This window comes from Streptococcus halitosis, assembly GCF_027691175.1.
GTDB classification, from domain to species: domain Bacteria; phylum Bacillota; class Bacilli; order Lactobacillales; family Streptococcaceae; genus Streptococcus; species Streptococcus halitosis_A.
On record NZ_JAQFBD010000001.1, the window covers coordinates 1,229,117 to 1,249,737 of the forward strand.

17 protein-coding genes and 1 other annotated feature are annotated in these 20,621 nt (G+C 41.0%); of the genes, 2 read left to right on the top strand and 15 right to left on the bottom strand.

What is annotated here, in order from left to right; genetic code table 11:
• Positions 1-14 precede the first annotated feature (14 nt).
• From PG086_RS05995 to PG086_RS06010, 4 genes are all read right to left on the bottom strand, one after another.
• A complete protein-coding gene (locus PG086_RS05995) occupies positions 15-545 on the bottom strand; it encodes a YutD family protein (protein WP_270748114.1) in 531 nt (176 codons plus the stop codon).
• Between the two features lie 153 nt (positions 546-698).
• Entirely contained in the window at positions 699-1,304 is a 606-nt protein-coding gene (sodA, locus tag PG086_RS06000; RefSeq protein ID WP_270748117.1) for a superoxide dismutase SodA, read from the bottom strand.
• A gap of 72 nt (positions 1,305-1,376) precedes the next feature.
• Positions 1,377-2,411 carry a DNA polymerase III subunit delta gene (gene holA, locus PG086_RS06005; RefSeq protein ID WP_270748119.1) on the bottom strand — a complete coding sequence of 345 codons (1,035 nt, stop codon included), beginning with the start codon at positions 2,409-2,411 and terminating at the stop codon, positions 1,377-1,379.
• A gap of 32 nt (positions 2,412-2,443) precedes the next feature.
• The gene (locus tag PG086_RS06010; protein WP_084911416.1) at positions 2,444-3,379 is read right to left on the bottom strand and encodes a dihydroorotate oxidase; all 936 of its coding nucleotides are present in this window, start codon (positions 3,377-3,379) and stop codon (positions 2,444-2,446) included.
• A 231-nt stretch (positions 3,380-3,610) separates the two neighbouring features.
• On the opposite strand from PG086_RS06010, the gene gdhA reads away from it, so the two are divergent.
• Positions 3,611-4,957: an NADP-specific glutamate dehydrogenase gene (gene gdhA / locus PG086_RS06015; RefSeq protein ID WP_270748125.1), complete on the top strand. Its 1,347-nt coding sequence runs from the start codon at positions 3,611-3,613 to the stop codon at positions 4,955-4,957.
• 21 nt (positions 4,958-4,978) lie between these two features.
• Here the strand turns inward: gdhA and PG086_RS06020 are convergent, their stop codons facing one another.
• The 10 genes from PG086_RS06020 to mecA all read right to left on the bottom strand — a co-directional run bounded on the left by PG086_RS06020 (position 4,979) and on the right by mecA (position 16,244).
• A complete protein-coding gene (locus tag PG086_RS06020) occupies positions 4,979-5,545 on the bottom strand; it encodes a hypothetical protein (protein WP_270748127.1) in 567 nt (188 codons plus the stop codon).
• Between the two features lie 372 nt (positions 5,546-5,917).
• A complete protein-coding gene (rplL, locus tag PG086_RS06025) occupies positions 5,918-6,286 on the bottom strand; it encodes a 50S ribosomal protein L7/L12 (RefSeq protein ID WP_001196962.1) in 369 nt (122 codons plus the stop codon).
• A 74-nt stretch (positions 6,287-6,360) separates the two neighbouring features.
• Complete coding sequence (gene rplJ, locus PG086_RS06030) at positions 6,361-6,861, bottom strand: 50S ribosomal protein L10 (protein WP_001287266.1); 501 nt, start codon at positions 6,859-6,861, stop codon at positions 6,361-6,363.
• 38 nt (positions 6,862-6,899) lie between these two features.
• Positions 6,900-7,035, bottom strand: a sequence feature (ribosomal protein L10 leader region).
• A 75-nt stretch (positions 7,036-7,110) separates the two neighbouring features.
• Positions 7,111-8,370 (bottom strand): TRZ/ATZ family protein, encoded by a 1,260-nt coding sequence (locus tag PG086_RS06035; protein WP_000870420.1) that lies wholly within the window; start codon positions 8,368-8,370, stop codon positions 7,111-7,113.
• Between the two features lie 96 nt (positions 8,371-8,466).
• A complete protein-coding gene (locus tag PG086_RS06040) occupies positions 8,467-10,215 on the bottom strand; it encodes an ABC transporter ATP-binding protein (RefSeq protein WP_167265420.1) in 1,749 nt (582 codons plus the stop codon).
• A gap of 1 nt (position 10,216) precedes the next feature.
• Positions 10,217-11,941, bottom strand: coding sequence for an ABC transporter ATP-binding protein (locus tag PG086_RS06045; RefSeq protein WP_270748131.1), 1,725 nt, complete (start codon positions 11,939-11,941; stop codon positions 10,217-10,219).
• 59 nt (positions 11,942-12,000) lie between these two features.
• Positions 12,001-12,939, bottom strand: a complete 939-nt coding sequence (msrB, locus tag PG086_RS06050) for a peptide-methionine (R)-S-oxide reductase MsrB (protein ID WP_084939121.1) — start codon at positions 12,937-12,939, stop codon at positions 12,001-12,003.
• 258 nt (positions 12,940-13,197) lie between these two features.
• On the bottom strand, positions 13,198-14,067 hold the full coding sequence (thrB, locus tag PG086_RS06055; RefSeq protein WP_167265416.1) for a homoserine kinase: 870 nt from the start codon (positions 14,065-14,067) through the stop codon (positions 13,198-13,200).
• A gap of 1 nt (position 14,068) precedes the next feature.
• Positions 14,069-15,355 (bottom strand): homoserine dehydrogenase, encoded by a 1,287-nt coding sequence (locus PG086_RS06060; protein WP_167265415.1) that lies wholly within the window; start codon positions 15,353-15,355, stop codon positions 14,069-14,071.
• Positions 15,356-15,503: 148 nt separating this feature from the next.
• Positions 15,504-16,244: an adaptor protein MecA gene (gene mecA, locus PG086_RS06065; RefSeq protein WP_167265695.1), complete on the bottom strand. Its 741-nt coding sequence runs from the start codon at positions 16,242-16,244 to the stop codon at positions 15,504-15,506.
• A gap of 122 nt (positions 16,245-16,366) precedes the next feature.
• Between mecA and PG086_RS06070 the strand changes: the two genes are divergently transcribed.
• A complete protein-coding gene (locus PG086_RS06070) occupies positions 16,367-17,845 on the top strand; it encodes an oligosaccharide flippase family protein (protein ID WP_167265413.1) in 1,479 nt (492 codons plus the stop codon).
• Positions 17,846-17,890: 45 nt separating this feature from the next.
• Here PG086_RS06070 and PG086_RS06075 read toward each other — a convergent pair whose 3' ends face one another.
• Positions 17,891-20,602, bottom strand: a complete 2,712-nt coding sequence (locus PG086_RS06075; protein ID WP_167265411.1) for an MBL fold metallo-hydrolase — start codon at positions 20,600-20,602, stop codon at positions 17,891-17,893.
• Between the last annotated feature and the right edge of the window lie 19 nt (positions 20,603-20,621).

Here is a 20,621-nt window from a genome sequence, read left to right on the forward strand (position 1 = left end):
TCCTTATTCTCTATCTATTTCTGACGAATAACAAAATGGCGCTGTCCCTTGTCTTCTTTCTGAGACTTTTGGTCCTTATGACGACGTCTATTTCGCTTATCCGTATTTGGTTTTCTCTTGTTTTGCGAAGGTTTCTTGCCTCTTCTAGGAAGGTTTTCCTCTTCCTTTTTACGCGATTTCTTGTCAAATGACGCCCGTTTCGGTGCTTGATTTTCTAGGACAAAATAGGCACAACCATAACTACAGTACTCTAAAAGATAGTCCTGTAAGCGACTGATCTTTTCAATTTTTTCCTCTGTTCGATCGTCTTTGTAAAAACCACGTAGGCGGAGCTGTTCATTACTCCAGTCCCCCACGACATAATCAAATTTGGTCAACACTTCTGAGAAGCGTTGATTAAAGACTGTCACATCGAAGGCATCCTTGATATTTTCAACCAAGGTAAAAGCAATCCCTTCAGTCTCAACCTTATCCCCATTTACCTGAAATTCTGGGCCAGGAAACTTGTTATAGTTGTATAATTCAGGTGCAATTTCTTTACGCATAGTCTTCCTTTTCCACGATTACTTAACACTCTATTTTACCATAATTTCTAGCAATTAGCACATTTCTCATAAAAATGAAAAAAGTCTGACGATTTTGTCAGACTTCTGCCATATAAACCAAAAAGAGAAGATTGGCTCTTCCCTTCCTATTTTTTATTTAGCTGCTGCATAAAGCTCATTTACTTTGTTCCAGTTGATGACTGAGAAGAAAGCTTTGATGTAGTCAGGACGCACATTGCGGTATTTCACGTAGTAAGCATGTTCCCAAACGTCCAAGCCCAAGATTGGTTTTTTACCTTCTGAGATTGGTGTGTCTTGGTTTGCTGTTGAAGTTACTTCAAGCTTCCCTTCTTTATTGACAACCAACCATGCCCATCCAGAACCGAAGCGAGTTGTAGCCGCTGCTGTAAAGGTTGCTTGGAACTCTTCAAATGAACCAAATGTTGCGTCGATTGCTGCTGCAAGTTCTGCTGATGGAGCAGTTTTTTCAGGAGTCATCCATTCCCAGAAAAGAGCGTGGTTCAAGTGTCCCCCACCGTTATTGATAAGCGCTTGGCGGATATCAGCTGGGATAGAGTCTACATCAGCAAGCAAAGCTTCAAGGTCTTCACCGATTTCAGGGTGTTTTTCAAGAGCTGCATTTGCATTGTTGACATAAGTTTGGTGGTGTTTGTCATGATGCAAGTGCATTGTTTCTGCATCGATGTATGGTTCCAAAGCGTCATAAGCGTATGGAAGATCTGGTAAGATAATAGCCATCTGTAATACCTCTTTTTCTTTCTATATGAAGATGATAACGCAATCATCCTCTTTTTTCAAGTTTTATGCTCATTACGCTTGGCTAGATATCTGTAACAGCGCTCTCTCAAAAAGGTAGCTTTTTTCATAGACACCTGTCTTAATCTGGTAGTCTGTTTCAATCAAATAAGAAATCGCTCGCTTGAGAAAACTCAAAGAAATCCCTCTCGAATCTCTCAGTGCAAACTTGATTTGATAAGGATTAGGATTGCGCCCCAAGTAAGTTCCCAGACTACTTGCAATCTGTGCTTCTGTTTGCCCAGACTCCGACAAAATTTTCACCTGGGTAAAGGTTCGAAACTGTCCTAACATGACCGTTATGAGCTTGATTTCGTCCTCCCCTTGTAAGGTCAAATCTCTAACCAAGTCACGCGCCTGGTCAATCTTCTTAGCTAAAATAAACTGAGTCAAATCAAAAATATTGTCCTGCAAAGTCTTTGGAATAGCCTCGACAATATCCTTCTCCTCAATCATGCCGTCTGATTTATAAGACTGTAAAAAAAGGAGATTTTTCTGGATTTCGCTAAATTGAAAACCAGACTTGATGAGTAGATTTTCAAAGGATTGCCCCACAAACTGCAGACCTTGTTTCTGGCTCCATTTTTGGAAATACTGGCGGAGTTCTTGTTCCTTGGGTTCAATAGCATCAAATACAATCGCATCTCGTTTGAGCAATTTGACCAGCCGTCTTTTACTATCTAACTTTCCTTCTGCAAAAATCAACAACTTTGTTGTTGGTGAAGGGTTATCAAGGTATTCTTCAAACGACTTGAGCTCATCATCTGCTAAAAAGCGTTTCTTGGCTGTTGTGATATCGACAAAATGGTCTAATATCACGATTTTCTCATCCGCAAAGAAAGGGAGACTGACCAACTCCAACTCTAAGTCTTTATAAGCCACTTCTTTCATATCAAAGTAAGCAAAATTGAGATCAGCTGGATCATAACCAATCTGCTTCAACACTTGACTCTTCATAACTTCAAACTGACCCTGATCTGTCCCTGTAAATAGGTTCAAGCTAGATAGATTTGATAAAGTCAACTTCTGACTGTCTTCAATGGCTAGCATCTTCTCTCCTTTCTTCTGATTTTTTATTAAACTTAATCAATATAGCGCAATTTCCCACGGAAATCTTCTAGGCTCTCGTACCCTTTTTCCGCCATAATAGCTTTCAGTTCATTGGTAATGCGTTCAAAAGCACCTACGCCTTCTTTGTGAAGGGTAGTCCCTACTTGCACCATACTCGCACCGCAGAGGATGTGTTCAAAGGCATCACGACCCGTTAGAACACCACCCGTTCCGATGATTTGGATTTGCGGATTTAAGCGTTGATAGAAAGCATGGACATTCGCTAGAGCAGTTGGTTTGATATACTCCCCACCAATACCACCGAAACCATTTTTAGGACGAATCACGACCGACTCGTCTTCTATATAAAGGCCGTTTCCGATAGAGTTAACACAGTTAACAAACTTGAGCGGATATTTGTTGAAAATAGCAGCCGCTTGGTCAAAGTGAACAATATCAAAATATGGTGGCAATTTAATCCCAAGAGGTTTGGTAAAGTAGGCAAAGACTTCTGCCAAGATACGGTCTGTTGTCTCAAAATCATAAGCAATCTGAGGTTTTCCTGGAACATTTGGACAAGAGAGATTAAGCTCTGTCAGTCCATTAAACTCGCTCTCTTGAACTTTTTTCAAGATGGTATGTGTTTCTTCTGGAGACATGCCAACTAAAGATAGGAAGAAAGTACGGTTTGGCTCTTTTTCCTGCAAATCCAAAAGATAGTCCAGATAATAGTCTAATCCATTATTTGGCAAACCCATAGAGTTGATAGAACCAAGTGGAACATCCTGGTAACGTGGCTCAGGATTGCCCTGACGAAAGTCCAAGGTCGCAGTCTTTGTGACAAATGTTCCTGCTGCTGAGTTTTTGACCCCTTCTAGTTCCTCTATCGTCATACAAGCCACACCCGCTGCATTCATCAAGCAATTGTCAAACGCAAAGCCAGCTATTTGTGTTTTCGTTGATACCATGATTCTGATCCTCCAGATTCCTTTTATTTCTAATATTATACCATACTTTAAGATTTTCTCTTTGAGAAAGTTATTTCTAGAGAAAACGTTCGTTTTTTGATAATGCTCTTAGTATTGACTGAATGTAAATTGAAAGAATTTTTAGAAAATTTTCGTTTTTTTCTTTACAGTGAAAAAAATTTCTGCTATAATGGCTCATGTAATAAAATATGACAACAAAAGGAGAACGATATGACATCTGCTAAAGAATATATCCAAAGCGTGTTTGAAACTGTAAAAGCTCGTAACGGGCATGAGGCTGAATTTCTCCAGGCGGTTGAAGAATTCTTCAGCACTTTGGAACCTGTATTTGAAAAACATCCTGAGTATATCGAAGAAAACATCTTGGCACGTATCACTGAGCCTGAGCGCGTGATTTCTTTCCGTGTTCCTTGGATTGACCGTGAAGGTAAAGTACAAGTCAACCGTGGTTACCGTGTTCAATTCAACTCAGCTGTTGGACCATATAAAGGCGGACTTCGTTTCCACCCAACTGTAAACCAAGGGATCTTGAAATTCCTCGGATTTGAACAAATCTTTAAAAACGTCTTAACTGGACTTCCAATCGGTGGAGGTAAAGGGGGATCAGACTTCGATCCTAAAGGAAAGACTGATGCTGAAGTGATGCGCTTCTGCCAAAGCTTCATGACTGAATTGCAAAAATACATCGGACCATCACTTGACGTCCCTGCTGGCGATATCGGTGTTGGTGGACGTGAAATTGGTTACCTTTACGGACAATACAAACGCCTTAACCAATTTGATGCTGGTGTCTTGACTGGTAAACCTCTTGGATTCGGTGGTAGCTTGATTCGTCCAGAAGCAACTGGTTACGGTTTGGTTTACTATACTGAAGAAATGCTCAAAGCCAACGGTAACAGCTTTGCTGGTAAGAAGGTTGTGATTTCAGGTTCTGGTAACGTAGCCCAATACGCTCTTCAAAAAGCGACTGAACTTGGCGCTACTGTTATCTCTGTATCTGACTCAAACGGTTATGTCATCGACGAAAATGGTATTGACTTCGATCTTCTAGCAGATGTGAAGAATAACCGTCGTGCACGTTTGACTGAGTACGCTGCTGAAAAAGCCACTGCTACTTACCATGAAGGTTCTGTATGGACTTATGCTGGAAACTACGACATCGCTCTTCCATGTGCGACCCAAAACGAAATCAACGGTGACGCAGCTAAACGTCTGGTTGCTCAAGGAGTTATCTGTGTATCTGAAGGTGCTAACATGCCGAGTGACCTTGATGCGATTAAAGTCTACAAAGAAAACGGAATCCTTTACGGACCAGCCAAAGCTGCCAACGCTGGTGGTGTAGCTGTATCAGCACTTGAAATGAGCCAAAACAGCCTTCGCCTCTCATGGACCCGTGAAGAAGTTGATGGACGTCTCAAAGACATCATGACCAATATCTTCAGCACAGCTAAAACAACCGCTGAAACATACGGTCTTGGTACTGATTACCTTGCAGGAGCTAACATTGCTGCCTTTGAAAATGTAGCAAACGCTATGATTGCACAAGGTATTGTCTAAGAAATATGCTAAAAACCTCAATCAAAACGATCGAGGTTTTTTTGAAGCTTCATCTTCTATCAAAACTTCTTCTTCCATAGCATTTTTTATTTTTTTGCCCAAAGATAATAACGTTTCTACATCAGAGGGTTTGCTTGTCCCGAGAGGATTCCAAGTAGAAGATGATAAATTTTCATATTCCTTAGACCGAACTCGAAATTTAATGTTATTCCCCTTGGTGTCTATGTCTACATTTAAGGCTCTCGCCCCCAGTTTAGGCTCCTTATTTTTTATCCTACAGAAAATAACTTCTCCTGATACAATCTCCTTTCCATCACACCGAATCCTAATATTTCTTCCAGATAATTCTACGACAAAATTCTTCACTAGACTACCTTGTATTTTTTTAATTAAAAGAAAACTAATACCAAAAAATACTAATACTATCGTATAAAGAAAAAGAGGTTGTGATTTAAAAAAATCATTCAGTTTTAAATAGAATATAGCCAACTGTATTCCCAATACAGGAAGCATGAGGAACATGGGAAAAAGGATACCAATTATTATATCTGATTTTGCTGTTGTCGCTGTAAATTCATATCTTTCCATCAATATCACCTTTATAACATTTCCTTTTTATAGGACATTAATCCCATACTAAGACGGATGCATCAGGGAGTTCAATCTCCCTTTCCCCTAGCAAAAATAAATTTTGAACTATTCTAAGGATATTGTACCACTATTTCTGCAAAAAATACCTTAGCAAACATAATCTCCTTCCACAGATACATCATCGCTTTATCGAGCGTTGGAGTTTGATTGACATGATTCTCTAATCAAACTCCAGAACTTTATGATGAAAATCTTATGGAACAACTGGAGACACTTTATAAATTTTCTCTTTTCAATTATAAAGAAAAACCGCTACTCCTAAGAATAGCGGTTTAATCATATTTTTAAGCTACTAAAGTAGTTGCTCTATTATTTAAGAGTAACTGAAGCTCCAGCTTCTTCCAATTTAGCTTTGATTTCTTCAGCTTCTGCAGTTGGAACGCCTTCTTTGATGACACCTGGTGCACCATCAACAAGTTCTTTAGCTTCTTTAAGTCCAAGACCAGTAATTTCACGTACAGCTTTGATAACGCCAACTTTTTTGTCACCAGCAGCTGTCAATTCAACGTCAAATGAATCTTTAGCAGCACCAGCGTCAGCAGCACCAGCTGCAGCTACAGCTACAGGAGCAGCTGCAGTTACACCAAATTCTTCTTCGATAGCTTTTACAAGGTCGTTCAATTCAAGGATTGAAGCTTCTTTAATTTCAGCAATAATGTTTTCAATGTTCAATGCCATTGTTATTTCCTCCAAATAAGTTTTTAATTATATAATAGTTTTTTCGTAGCTATGCTACGCTGCGTAGCTTAAGATTAAGCTGCGTCTTCTTTGTTGTCTGCAACCGCTTTGACTGCAAGAGCAACGTTGCGCACTGGCGCTTGAAGTACAGAAAGGAGCATAGAAAGAAGTCCTTCGCGGTTTGGAAGAGTTGCAAGAGCAACGATTTCTTCTTTAGATGCGACAGCGCCTTCGATTGCACCACCTTTGATTTCAAGTGCTTCAGCGTTTTTAGCAAAGTCGTTCAAGATTTTCGCTGGCGCGATAACATCTTCATTAGAAAATGCTACGGCAGATGGTCCAACAAATACTGATGCAAGATCTTCAAGACCAGCTTTTTCAGCTGCACGACGCAAGATTGAGTTTTTAATAACTTTATACTCAACTTCGCTTCCACGAAGCTCACGACGAAGAACTGTATCTTGATCAACTGTCAAACCACGAGCGTCTACAACGACGATAGATGCAGCAGCTTTCATTTTTTCAGCTACTACGTCAACTAGTTCCGCTTTTTTAGCAATAATTGCTTCACTCATTAGTGTGTTCACCTCCGTAATTATTTTGCTTGGGGAATTTTTTCAAAAGAAAAACGCGCCCAAACCTAGACACGAAAGTACAATACGCTTCTTTTTACATGATACGTTTTGTCCTCGGTAGGATCTTTATGAGTCGAGCTCCCCTACTGTCTTAGGCAGTTTTTTCAAACCGTATATAAGTATAGCATAGACAAAAAAAGAATGCAAGATTTTTGCAAACTTTTTTTAAAATTTTTCGTGATTTTTCTGTTAAAGTTCTACTGTCAGGACTTGACCCTGCTTAACGACCTGTTCTCCAGCGATATAAACATCATCAACATCACTGTCTTTGACTGCATAAACTAGGTGAGAGAGCATATTTCCCTGAGGTTGGAGATGGATTTTTCCTTGAGGATTAATGACCAGAAAATCTGCCTGCTTGCCGACTTCTAGGCTTCCTATCTGCTTTTCCATTCCTAGAACCTTAGCTCCTTCGATTGTCAGTGCCTTAAGGGCTGTTTCGATAGGAAATTGGCTGGCATCTCCACTCTTCATTTTCTGAAGAAGAGCTGCTATCCGTCCTTCCTCGAACATATCTAGATTGTTATTGGAAGCAACCGAGTCTGTCGCAATTCCGACTGCTACTCCTGCTTTTTGGAGTTGGATGATTGGAGCGATCCCTGAGGCCAGTTTGAGGTTACTGATAGGATTATGGGCGATAGCCACTTGAGAAGTTGCCAAGCGTTCAATTTCTCGCTCGTTTAACTCGACCCCATGAGCAAAGACAGACGGATGATCTAAGTAACCTAGTTCTTCTAGAAATGCGAGGGGGCGTTTGCCGTATCGTTTCAGGATAATTCCTGATTCCTCCTTAGTCTCCGCCACATGAATATGGATAGGAATGTCCAGCTCTTTTGCCATATCTAAGCTCGCTTCTAGCAAGTCTCTACTACAGCTATACGGAGAATGTGGAGCTACCATAACCCTGAAATTTGAATTTTTATATCCTAAGATTTCTTCTATAATGGACCGTGTTCTACTTATAGTCTCAGCAGTTGTTTCTGTCTCTGAAGAAAAGAGGGTCGGTGAGAAATAACAACGCATCTTAGATGCCTTGACTGCCTGATAAATTCTCTCAATATCCACACCATTGGGATTATACATATCGTTGAAGGTTGTTGTCCCTGACTGGAGCATCTCTGTCAGAGCTTCTTTGACTGCCTTGGTAGTCATGTCGGGAGTAAATCCTGCTTCTGCCGGCCAGATATAGTCATTGAGCCATTCATGGAGGTTGCTATCATCCCGGATCCCTCGCAAGCCTGTCATAGCAGAATGGGTGTGGCAATTGACCAAACCAGGCATGATCCAGGCTCCCTGATAGTCTATAATCTGCTCAGCTTGCTCTAAAATCTCTGGCTCCTCTTGGCCGACATAGACGATTTGAGAGTCCTTAACGGCTAAGACACCATCCAAATAAACATGGAAATCTTTGTCACAAGTCACGATATTTACATGCTGATAGACTTTCATTGTTTTCTCCTTCTAAGACCCTGATTTTTCTAGCTATTGTAACAAAAAAGTTACCCGAAGGCAACTTTTTTCCATAATATTTCAAAATAGAAAGGATTATTCAGAGCTAAAAGCCGCAGCTTTTTGCATTTGGTAATACTTGCCCTTTCTAGTCATGAGGTCCTGATGGTTACCATACTCAACAATATCTCCATCTACCAAGACAAGAATCAAATCCGCATCCTGAATAGTTGACAAACGGTGAGCAATGATAAAGCTTGTGCGCCCCTTCATGAGTTTGGCAAAGGCATCCTGGACCAGCACTTCTGTCCGTGTATCGATGGAGGAAGTTGCCTCGTCTAAGATAAGAATCTTTGGGATAGCTAGAAAGACTCGGGCGATAGTTAAGAGCTGGGCTTGCCCAACAGAGAGGGATTCTCCTGCATTTTCCAACTTAGTATCGTATCCCTGTGGCAACTGTTTAATGAAAAAATCTGCGTTGGCTGCTTTGGCAGCAGCAATCACTTGTTCCCGACTGGCATCAGGATTTCCAAAGGCAATATTGTCATGAATGGTTCCTTGCTTGAGCCAGGTTTCTTGGAGCACCATGCCAAACTGCTGTCTCAATGACGCTCGGGTATAATCATAAATGGATTGCCCATCTAACAAGATATCTCCCGAGTTAATAGGATAAAAACGCATGAGGAGATTGATAAGAGTTGACTTACCAGCACCTGTCGGACCAACGATGGCCACCTTGCTACCAGCTGGGATATCGATAGACAAATCCTTAATCAAGATCCTTTCAGGATTGTAGCCAAAAGAGACCTGTTTAAAGGAAATAGCTCCCTTCACTTGGTCACTGGTCAAGACTTCCTTACCTGTTTCAGCCACCTCTGGACTTTCTAAGACAGCATAGACGCGCTCTGCGCAAGCGAGAGCACTTTGCAACTCGGCTAAAACAGAAGAAATATCATTAAAGGGCTTGGTGTACTGTTGGACGTAATTCAAAAAAGTCACTAAACGTCCGATGGTCAAGGTGGACCTCATCATGATACGATAAGCTCCTACTCCAGCTAAAAGCGCATAAATGAGCGCATTGACAAAGCGAGTCGAAGGATTGACCGTTGATGAATAAAAGATGGCTGATTGAGAATATCCTGAGTAGTTGGCATTCGCCTCGTGCAGTCTTCGGATAAACTCTGTCTGAGCATTAAAGGACTGGATAATAGTCTGCTGGCTAAGCGATTCTTCAATTAACTGAGTCTGAATTCCCCTCGTCTCTGTTTGCTTCTGAAAGAGATGATAGGAACGTTTGGCAATAAAGCGTGAAATCACCATAGACAGGGGCGTCAACAGCAAGACCAAGAGGGTCATGAGAAGGTGAATTTGGAGCATGGCTAGAATACTAACCAAAATCATCAAGACACCAATGAAAAATTGGTTAAAAATCATGGTCAAGCCGGCTGCCAGCTGTTCTATATCCGTGGTCACACGACTGACCATCTCTCCACTGCCCTGCCGATCCACAAAAGCAATCGGTAAACGATGGAGCTTATGAATGATTCGCTCTCGCAAATCTCTGGTATAAGAGAAGATTAGGCGATTATAAAGAAGGGGATTTGCCCATTGTACCAGAGTATTTCCTATGACTACCAAGATCATCTGGATGAAAATCTGCCAAAAAACTGGTGATGAACCAGCCACCAGGACCTGGTCAATGACCTGTCCAATCAGAATAGGTAGGTAAATTGACAAGCCAACTTGGGCAATAGTTCCTAGAAAGGCTAGGAAAAGGAGGAAGGGATGGCTTGCTAAATCTACGGCTAAACGTTTGAGCGTCTGGTTTGCAGTTTGTCGTTTCATGCTAGTCCTCCTTTCCATGTTGGGATGCATTGATTTCACGATAGACTTGACTAGTCTTCATCAAATCCTCGTGCTTGCCAACAGCTAGGAGCTCACCTTTTTCCAAGAGGAGAATCTGGTCAGCCATCTGGAGTGTCGAAGTCCGTTGAGAAATCAAGATTAAGCTCGTATTTGGCAGATTTTCTCGAATGGCTTTCAAGAGCTTGGACTCAGTGATGGTGTCCAGTGCCGAGGTCGCATCATCTAGGATGAGAAATGGAGCTTGGCGCAAGACTGCTCGTGCGATAGACAGCCTTTGTTTTTGTCCGCCTGAGAAATTTCGACCTCCTCCCTCAACTAGGGCATCCAAAAGTCCTTCCTTTTCACTGACAAAATCCTTAGCTTGTGCAATCTCCAAGGCCTGCCAGAGTTGCTGATCAGACACTTCTTGATTGAAACCCAAAGTCAAGTTGGAACGAATAGTTCCTTTAAAAAGTTCAACTTTTTGGGGTACATAGGCAATCCAAGATCGCCATTGCTCCAAATTACGAGGACTACGTCCATCTCGATAAAGGTAAATGCTCCCCTTGTCTGCTGGATAAAGACCAAGTAAGACTTGCACCAAGCTTGATTTACCTGAACCCGTACCCCCAATGATACCAAGGATTTGCCCTTGCTTCATATTAAAGGAAATATCTCTCAGAGAAGGTTGAGCCGCATCAGGATAGGTAAAGGTTAATTCTTTGACTTGCAAAACCCGATCACTGGTAACTTGTTTTTGTTCTAATTCTGAATGAATATCCTCTGGAGCTTCGGCGAAGACTTCCTCGATTCGCTTGGCTGAGATATAGGATTGGTTGAGGGAATTGATCAGCATGGCGAGCTTAACCAATTCCACCAAAATCTGCAAGAGGTAGTTGATAAGAGCAATGAGGGCACCTTGACTGAGTAAACCTCCTTGAATAGAAATATAGCCCTGCCAGATGATAACGAGGAGAGTCCCATTGACAATCAGATAGGTCAGAGGTGTTAACAAACTAGACCAGAAACCCGTCTTTTCTTGCAATCTAGCATAAACTTGGTTAAGAGTTTGAAAAATCTGTAACTCTCGTTTTTCTTGACCAAAAGCACGAATAACTCGCATCCCTTGCAATTGCTGGCGTGTTTCCTGAACCAGCTGATCCGTCTTCTTTCTGAGACTACTGTAGAGAGGATTGACCAGTCGAGAGAGACCGACAATGACAATCGTCAAAATGACAACCATAACTAAAAACCAGAAAGTTAGCTCAGCCGAGATGCGATAGGCCATAAAGATAGCCCCAAAGACGATAATAGGCGCTCGCAAAAAGAGGCGCAGGAATTGATTGATACCAGTCTGTATCTGGTAGGTATCCGAAGTCAAGCGAGTCACCAAGCTAGAAGTTGTCAGACGATCTCTGCTATCCTTGGGTAAGGAAAGAATATGACGATAAAGGTCATCTGTCAGTTCCTTGGCGAATCCAACCGCTGCCTTGGCTGAGTAAAACTGGGCTATCAAGGCCACTAAAACGCCAATCACTGCAAAGATAAGGAGCAGGCCAATCTGCATCCAGAGGTGTCCCTGATCTCTCTGGGGCAAGGACTGGTCAACAATCCCAGCAATCACCATGGGAACCAAGAGTTCAAAAACAGCTTCTAGCAGCTTGAACAGGGGTGCTAGAATCGACTCTTTGATGTAGGGTTTGAAGTAAGATAGTAAGTGTTTCATAAATCCCTTCTATTCTTATTCTGGAAATGAAGAAAGTGGGAAGCCCCACCCTCTCAGTTTTATTTGTTTAAGTAAGGTAATAGATAGCCATATCCTGCTTTTTCCATCTCATCCTTAGCTACAAAACGCAAAGATGCAGAATTAATACAGTAACGCAGGCCACCTAATTCCTGAGGTCCATCTGTGAAAACATGACCCAAGTGAGCATTTCCTGACCGAGAACGAACCTCGATTCGCTCCATTCCATGACTCAGATCTTTGTAATAGTGAATCAATTCCTTAGAAATCGGACGACTAAAACTTGGCCAACCACAACCTGAGGCAAACTTATCCTTAGCGAAAAAAAGCGGTTCACCCGTCGTGATGTCTACATAAATCCCTTCTTCAAAGGTCTGGTCATAAGCATTACTAAATGGAGCCTCTGTAGCAGCTTCTTGCGTAACACGGTAAGACTCTTCAGTTAAACTTTCCTTTAACACCTCTTGACTAGGCTTTTCATAGTTAGATGCGTCAATCAATGGCTTCTCAGCATCGGTCACATCGATATGACAATAACCTGAAGGATTTTTCTTGAGATAGTCTTGGTGGTAGTCTTCAGCCAAAATGTAGTGGCGAAGTTTCTCCACTTCTACTGCAATCTTTCGACCCAGCATACGCTCCTGCTCCTGCACCACTGTGTAGATAGCTGGCAAGTCTGCTTCATCCTGATAATAGATCCCCGTTCGATATTGGCGACCACGGTCATTCCCTTGTTGGTTAATAGACAAGGGATCAATAACACGGAAATAATAAAGTAAAATTTCTCTAAGTGACACTGCCTTCTCATCATAAATTACTTGAACAGTCTCTGCATGGTCTGTTTCCTTGAGCAGCTGGTAATTGGTTGTTTCGACTTGCCCATTAGCGTAGCCTACACTGGTAGCTAGCACTCCCGAAATTCGGGAAAAATATTCCTCTAAACCCCAAAAACAACCACCTGCTAGATAAATTTCTGCCATCTTTATTTCTCCTTTATCAAGTTTTTAACTAATACTCTTCGAAAATCTCTTCAAACCACGTCAGCTTACATCTGCAACCTCAAAACAGTATTTTGAGCTAACTTCGTCAGTTTCATCTACAACCTCAAAACCATGTTTTGAGCAACCTGCGGCTAGCTTCCTAGTTTGCTCTTTGATTTTCATTGAGTATAAACTTCTTTTCAAAAAAAGGATAGGAAGCCCTCTGGTCAAGAGTTTCCCCATCCTATCTTCTATTCTTTACTTTGTTTCGACACGGACACCTTGGGTATCAACATTCAAATCATGCAGTTTGCCTTTGAAAGACTGCTTTTGCAATTCTGCCTTAATCGCCGGCATCTTGTCATGAGAAGCCAAGACCATAACTGTCGGCCCTGCTCCAGAGAGATAGGTCGCATAGGCCCCATTCTCTTTAGCTACTTGCTTAATCGTCGCAAATTCACGGACCAGACTTTGACGATAACGCTCGTGGAAGAGGTCCCCCTCGATTGCTTGTCCAGCTGTCACCATATCTCCTGCTAACAAGGCTGCAACAGCAACATTTGCGATAGAACTAGCTGCAACTGCTTCCTTGTAGGGCAATTTTTTAGGCAAGACACCACGACTGTCTCGAGTACGCAATTCATAGTTTGGAATGTAGGCTAGGAAATCACATTCTGGGAAGTCTGCTACGATAGCAGAGACTTGCCCTTCAACGGAACTTGCAATAACGAGTTTACCATAAATAGCTGGAGCCACATTGTCAGGATGTCCTTCAATCTTGGTCGCCAGCTGCAATTTGTCATGGTCAGATAAGTTGAGCTTGGCCAGTTGGTTGGCCAGTTCAATCCCAGCAACGATAACCGAGCTAGAAGAACCTAAACCACGCGCCAGGGGAACATCACTGATCATTTTCAAGCGTCTCGGTTGCAAATCAGGCGCAATTTGCAAGGCAATCTTAAGCAAAAGATTACGCTCGTCATGGGGAATCCATTTGCCAATCTGGTGTTCAATCAGCCACTCATCTCGTTCTTCACAGACCTCAATTTGAAGATACTTGGTAACAGCTACACCGACCGAATCAAAACCTGGCCCGATATTGGCACTGGTTGCAGGTACAATAATCTTCATCCTATTCTCCTAACACCTTGAAGGTATTCAAGAGGTCAAATTCTGAAGCTGTGGCCAACTCAGCTGAAACATTCTCAAGTTGTGCTTTATTGATCTTATGAGTGATAATCACTACACGTGCCTTGTCACCCTCTTTGCCATCTTGGAGGATTTGCTTGAAGGAAATATCTTGAGCATTAAAGATTTCAGCCAATTTCAAGACCTGACCTTTTGAGTCTGGCGCCAAGATTGAGAAGTAATAATTAGCTTTGACATCTTCTGGATTTGCCAAGACAAGTTCACAGCTATATTCGTTGAAGTCTTTGCCAATGGTGGCATCATTCAAGCGACGAACGATACGGACAATGTCCGCTACAACACTTGTTGCAGTTGGTTTTTGACCAGCACCTGGTCCGTAGTACATAGACTCACCGATACCAATAGATTCTACAAAAACAGCGTTCATTACCCCATTCACACTGGCAAGTGGATGGGCTTTAGGAAGGAAGGTTGGAGTTACTTCCGCAGCAATACCTGAAGGAGTTTCCTCGATAGAACCTACCAATTTCACTACATAGCCGAGGTTTTGGGCAACAGCTACGTCTTCTGGTGTGATGTTGCGGATTCCCTTGTGGGCTACATCGTCAAAGGCAACCTTCATGCCAAAGGCAAATTGGCTCAAAATCACCATCTTATAAGCTGCGTCAATCCCATCCACGTCATTTGTTGGGTCACTTTCTGCAAATCCAAGTCTTTGAGCTTCAGCCAAAGCATCATCATAAGACCAGCCTTCTTCGACCATTTTGGTCATCATAAAGTTAGAAGTTCCGTTAACGACACCAAGAACGCGCGTGATTTTATCAGAAGCCAATGAATTTGCTAGAGTGCGGAGAATTGGAATCCCACCAGCTACTGCTGCTTCGTAGTAAAGTGCTACATTATGATTTTTAGCGATTTCTAACAATTCTGCACCATGGACAGCCAAAAGGTCCTTGTTAGCAGTAACAACGTGTTTCCCAGCTTCTAAGGCACGAGTGATAAAGGTTTTAGCTGGTTCGATACGCCCCATCAATTCCACTACGATAGTAATGTCCTTGTCTGATAAAATATCGTCTACATTGGTTACAAAGTTAAAGTCATTTCCTGCCGCAAGCAAGCGATTCTTTTCATCTTCATCCTTGACCAATACCTTGGCCACTTCAATCTCCGAATGAGCTGACTGAACGATTTTTTCTCCATTTTCCTTTAGGAGGAATGGCACACCACTTGCAACGGTACCAAATCCAAGTAAAGCAATTTTAACTGTCATGTTTGTCTCCTAGAAATTTTCTGATATAGCCATTATAACAGAATTTTGCGAAAATTCCTAATATAGTAAATCACTATTTCAGTCTGGTAAAGAAAAAACGAATCCCATGATTCGTCTTTCCTGATAAATGAAAATTGATTTCTAAAAACTATGAATGAATTTTTTGAAGACCGAGAACTGCATCGTGATTGATCAAGATTTGCCCATACTCTTGCAAGACTGAACGACTGATATCACTGTCGTCTGCAAATTCACGCATACGAGCCAAGAGCCAGGCTGGATATGGACTAGGATGGTTTTCCACATCAACTAAGATTGTCAAATAGTAGTGTCCATTCATCTTATAGAGTTCAGATGTTTCCATCTGGTAGTTAACCGTCTTTGCAAAAGCAACCAAGTCAGCAAGACTTGTAAAACGCAGGATATAGTAGATATAAGGTTCTTTCTTACTCTCAGTCTCCGTTTCTGTTTGCTCTTGCTCTTCTTCCTTTGCTTCGACCTGCTCTAGAGATTGGATAGCTTCAATATCGTCCTTGGTCTTGTCTGCAATGCTCTTTTCCAAGGTTTTGAGAAATTCATCCGGCGACATTTGGGCTAATTCTTCCATATCTGGTAGGTCCGCCAGATCCTCAAAATCTAAATTTTGGTCAATCTTGGACTTGGTCACAAAGACGTCGACCTTATCAGGTTTTGGCGTCACACGGAAACTCAGCATACCACTATCCAAGAAATTGTCTGGCATCTCTAATTCATCTAAAATAGCATAGAAAAACTCTTCTGTTTTTTCCTGAGGAACGAGAAAGTCTGCAATTTCCATTCCCCGATCCATCAAATCATCTAAAGTCATCGTGATTTTCAGTGTTGTATCACTAATTTGTTTCATCTTCATATCTAGTAACCTCATACTTTCAGTCTATCTATTATACTAGATTTTTACGATTTTATCAAAAGAATGAAGCGAGAATGTGATATAATACTAGATATGATTTTAGATTTAAGAAAGAAAGTTCAATGAAAAATATAAAAGTAAATGCCTTGGCCAGCTTGCTGGTCAATATTCTCAATATCGTTTTTCCACTGATAACCAACCCTTATCTGACGCGGATTCTCAGCAAATCCAATTACGGTTATTTCAATACGGCCAATACCTGGGCTAGCTTTGTTATTCCACTAGCTGCCTTTGGGATATACAACTACGGGATTCGAGCTATCAGTAAGGTCAAGGATGACAAGAATAAAATCAACTACGTCTTTTCTAAGTTGTTTTATATCTCGGTTTTTACCTCTCTCCTGACCACTGGTATCTACTTCCTCATTATCTTCTTTGACACCAGCATTGAGAATCTGAAAGTCCTCTACTACATCCTAGGGGCCCAAGCACTCTTCCAATTTCTCAATATCGAATGGATGAACGAGGCTTATGAAAATTATGCCTTCATCCTCTATAAAACATTAATTATTCGAATTACCATGCTGGTCGCTATCTTCGCCTTTGTTAAAACGGCAGATGATATCGTTCCTTATGCTATCGTTATGACAGCGACCACTATCCTCAACTACCTGCTCAGTTTTCTTTGGATTAAGAGAGAAGTTTCTTTTGTTAAGATTGGTTTCGTCGAATTAGCTAAAGCTTCTAAACCACTCTTTACTATGCTTCTCTTAGCAAACGCTAATATGCTTTATACCTTGCTAGATAGAATGTTTATCACCAAGGGACCAGATGAAAACTACATTTCTTATTATACAATTGCCTATAGTATCGTCATGTTGATTGCCAGTGTCTTGAGTGGAGCTATCAACGTCAGTATTCCGCGCCTTGGCTACTATCTCGGTAAAAAGGATTACAAGTCCTATAATTATCTCGTGAATCAAGCGGCATCCTTATTCTATTTCCTTATGGTTCCAACTAGTATCGGGATTATGATATTGGGACGGTACGCAACTGTTATTTATTCTTCTGAAAAATATCTTGAAGCGGGTATCGTAACTAGCGTCTTCGCTTTTCGTACCATCATTTGGGCTATTGAATTGATTCTTGGTAAACAGATTATCTTTATCAACGACCATGAAAATCGCTTAACCGCCTTCTACTTCCTTGGTGGTGGGGCCAATATACTATTAAATAGCATCTTGTATTTCAATAATATTTTTGCACCTGAGTACTACATCGCTACGACCATTATTGCAGAAACTATCGTTGTTTTACTTGAAATTCATTTTATCAAGAAACACCAACTGATTAGTTTAAAAGAAATTTTTATAACCTTAACACGTTATAGCCTCATATCCCTTGGTTTTATCCCAATCTTTTATATTTTCAAGATGATTTTCCAAATCAATTCCTACACAGTAAACTTCGATATGATTCTCATGGTTCTGTCTACCATAGCAACTTGTGGCATCTATTACCTCTTGACCCTCTTTATCGCTAAAGATAAAACACTCCACTATGCTCTGAACTTAGTACTTGCTAAAATAAAACGAAATTAAAAAAATCCCCTACTGATAAATTATTTGCCAGTAGGGGATTCCTCTTTATTCGTTTTCTTTCTTTTCAGAAGCGTTGGCTTCTAGATTTGAATCTTGTTTAGGTTGTTCAACAATAGAGGAATTAGCTTCTTGTTTCTTTTCTGGCTTGACTGCATCGCTATACACAGCAGTAGCAACAGCCTGTTTCCAGATACCTTCTTCGTTTACTTTGTAACCATCAGGTGTTGTTGCATTCTTCAATAAAGAACCATCAACTTGGAAATAGTACCAGTTACTATCAAGCTGTTTCCAACCAGTTTGCATAGCTCCTGTTGAATCAAAGTAATATTGATCACCATTTACTTTATGAAGGCCAACCAACATGATACCATCTTCAGGATTTAGATAATACCAGACGCCTTTGTCTTTTATCCAGCCAGTTTTCATGGCTCCGTTTGATTCAAAGTAACGATAATGATTATCAAACCATTTCCAGCCAGTTTGCATGGCACCAGATCCACTAAAGTAATATTGTTTACCATCTACTTGATGGAGGCCGACTAACATAACGCCTTCCTTACCTTCAAGATAATACCAGGCATCACCATCTTTCAACCAACCAGTTTGGACTGCGCCAGACATAGCGTAATAATGCCAAGAATCATTTGACCACTGCCATCCAACTTGCATGATACCTGAGGATTTGAAGAAATAGGTTTTACCGTCAATTTCTTTAGAGCCTACAGCCATGATACCTGTTTCTGGATCCAAATAATACCATGATTCATTATCTTTCAACCAACCAGTTTTCATAACTCCAGAACTTGCAAAATAGTTCCAGTGACCATCAATAAAGGCCCAGCCTGTTTGCATGGCACCACTGACATTCAAATAGTAACGGACACCATTGATATCTTGGCTGCCAGTTAACATGATGCCATCTTTATCCAAATAATACCATGTTTCCTGATCCTTGATCCAACCAGTTTTCATAGCTCCAGAACTTGCAAAATAGTTCCAGTGACCATCAACAAAGGCCCAGCCTGTTTGCATGGCACCACTAGCATTCAAATAGTAACGAACACCATTGATATCTTGGCTGCCAGTTAACATGATGCCATCTTTATCCAGATAATACCATGTTTCCTGATCCTTGACCCAGCCGGTTTTCATAGCTCCAGAACTTGCAAAATAGTTCCAGTGACCATCAACAAAGGTCCAGCCAGTTTGCATGACACCTTCTTGATTAAAGTAGTACGTGCTTCCATTAATATTCTTTTTACCGACAGTCTTTAGCCCATCCTCATCATAGAAATACCAATCAGAATCAATCTTTTGCCAAGTTGAAGGCTTACCTGCTGCTTGGAGTGCACCACTTTCGCTAAAGAACATCTTCTTGCCATTATAGACTTGATGTCCTGTTAGCATCTTCCCATCTGCCGCAAAGAGATACTTTTTCCCTCCAATTTCAGAGAGCTCGCTAAATCGTCTAGCACCATTTGATTGGATATAATACCAAGAGTCATCTAGTTTGAACCAACCACCAGTTTGCATTTTACCATTTTGGTTCAGATAGTAATCATTCCCTTTGGCATTTTCTCCCCAGTCGTCGTTAAGGTGAAGCCAGCGACCTGCTTGCATTTGTCCTTTTCCATTAAAGAAGTAAGTGGCTCCGCCAATCTCTTTCCAGCCGATAGCCATTTCTCCGTCAGTCAAACGATATTTCCAATAACCATCTTCTTGATACCATTTTTCGTCAACTACAGGGATATCAGGGAAGGTATTTGAAACATTAGCAAATCCTTTATCGCTAATATCAAAAACGGTAGCATCTTGAGTTTGGCTAGCAGCATGAAGAACCTGAATATTTTTCTTCTGAAGGTATTCTCTGGTTGAAGCAACATTAATATCTCCACCAGTTGTCTGAATAACCATTTTTGGTGATAAGTTTTCAAGGAAATTAATCGTATTTGAAATTGTCGCATCATAATGGTGGTTCCATTTCATCATATCAACCTTGCCGATAACTGGACCTAACTTATCTTCTGCTCCCTCGGCATTATCCAAATCTCCACCAAGATAGATTCTCTTTCCTGCCACAGTCACCACTGAAACAATGGAGTTGGAGTTATCATCTCGAACTCTTTTCAGATTCCCATCAGCATCATATTCATTCTTATAGTTATAGAGTTGGATATCCATATCACCTAATTTAAAGTGACTATCCTCATCTGTAATATTCTGAATAAGAGTAACCCCTCGTTTTTGAGCCGCTCTCAAAGCATTATCATAATTAAAAAGATTATCCCAAAGTCCCCAGTGTGAGGTGATCCGATCATCTGAATATTTTTTCAAATAAAACTTACCGACTTGATATCGATTGAGTATTTCATCCGCTCCACCAATATGGTCACTATGGACATGAGTTCCTAGAATAAAATCTAATTTTTTTACACCTATTTGATCCAGGTGGCGAATCAAGCGATCTTCCAATACTTGATTATTTCTCATGGAAATTCCCCAGCGGCTTGGATAGCGTGGGTCACTCCCATCAGGGAAATCATAGTCTTCTCCCATATCAATCAAAGCATAATGACCATTACTTTCCAGAAGGATGGCATCACTTCCAGATTTTGCTTTAGTATTTATGAAATGGATACGATTGACCGAACCTGCAGAGATAGTATCTGCATCTACTCCTTGCGATAACTGAATCAGTAATAGAAAGAATGCGAGAACACTATATCTAACTGATTTTAATAACCATTTATTTTTCATCTTGAAAACTCCTTTATCT

Coding starts and splice junctions, on each gene's coding strand:
- PG086_RS05995 (WP_270748114.1), bottom strand. CDS start 545: ATGCGTAAAGAAATTGCACCTGAATTATACAACTATAACAAGTTTCCT.
- sodA (WP_270748117.1), bottom strand. CDS start 1,304: ATGGCTATTATCTTACCAGATCTTCCATACGCTTATGACGCTTTGGAA.
- holA (WP_270748119.1), bottom strand. CDS start 2,411: ATGCTAGCCATTGAAGACAGTCAGAAGTTGACTTTATCAAATCTATCT.
- PG086_RS06010 (WP_084911416.1), bottom strand. CDS start 3,379: ATGGTATCAACGAAAACACAAATAGCTGGCTTTGCGTTTGACAATTGC.
- gdhA (WP_270748125.1), top strand. CDS start 3,611: ATGACATCTGCTAAAGAATATATCCAAAGCGTGTTTGAAACTGTAAAA.
- PG086_RS06020 (WP_270748127.1), bottom strand. CDS start 5,545: ATGGAAAGATATGAATTTACAGCGACAACAGCAAAATCAGATATAATA.
- rplL (WP_001196962.1), bottom strand. CDS start 6,286: ATGGCATTGAACATTGAAAACATTATTGCTGAAATTAAAGAAGCTTCA.
- rplJ (WP_001287266.1), bottom strand. CDS start 6,861: ATGAGTGAAGCAATTATTGCTAAAAAAGCGGAACTAGTTGACGTAGTA.
- PG086_RS06035 (WP_000870420.1), bottom strand. CDS start 8,370: ATGAAAGTCTATCAGCATGTAAATATCGTGACTTGTGACAAAGATTTC.
- PG086_RS06040 (WP_167265420.1), bottom strand. CDS start 10,215: ATGAAACGACAAACTGCAAACCAGACGCTCAAACGTTTAGCCGTAGAT.
- PG086_RS06045 (WP_270748131.1), bottom strand. CDS start 11,941: ATGAAACACTTACTATCTTACTTCAAACCCTACATCAAAGAGTCGATT.
- msrB (WP_084939121.1), bottom strand. CDS start 12,939: ATGGCAGAAATTTATCTAGCAGGTGGTTGTTTTTGGGGTTTAGAGGAA.
- thrB (WP_167265416.1), bottom strand. CDS start 14,067: ATGAAGATTATTGTACCTGCAACCAGTGCCAATATCGGGCCAGGTTTT.
- PG086_RS06060 (WP_167265415.1), bottom strand. CDS start 15,355: ATGACAGTTAAAATTGCTTTACTTGGATTTGGTACCGTTGCAAGTGGT.
- mecA (WP_167265695.1), bottom strand. CDS start 16,244: ATGAAGATGAAACAAATTAGTGATACAACACTGAAAATCACGATGACT.
- PG086_RS06070 (WP_167265413.1), top strand. CDS start 16,367: ATGAAAAATATAAAAGTAAATGCCTTGGCCAGCTTGCTGGTCAATATT.
- PG086_RS06075 (WP_167265411.1), bottom strand. CDS start 20,602: ATGAAAAATAAATGGTTATTAAAATCAGTTAGATATAGTGTTCTCGCA.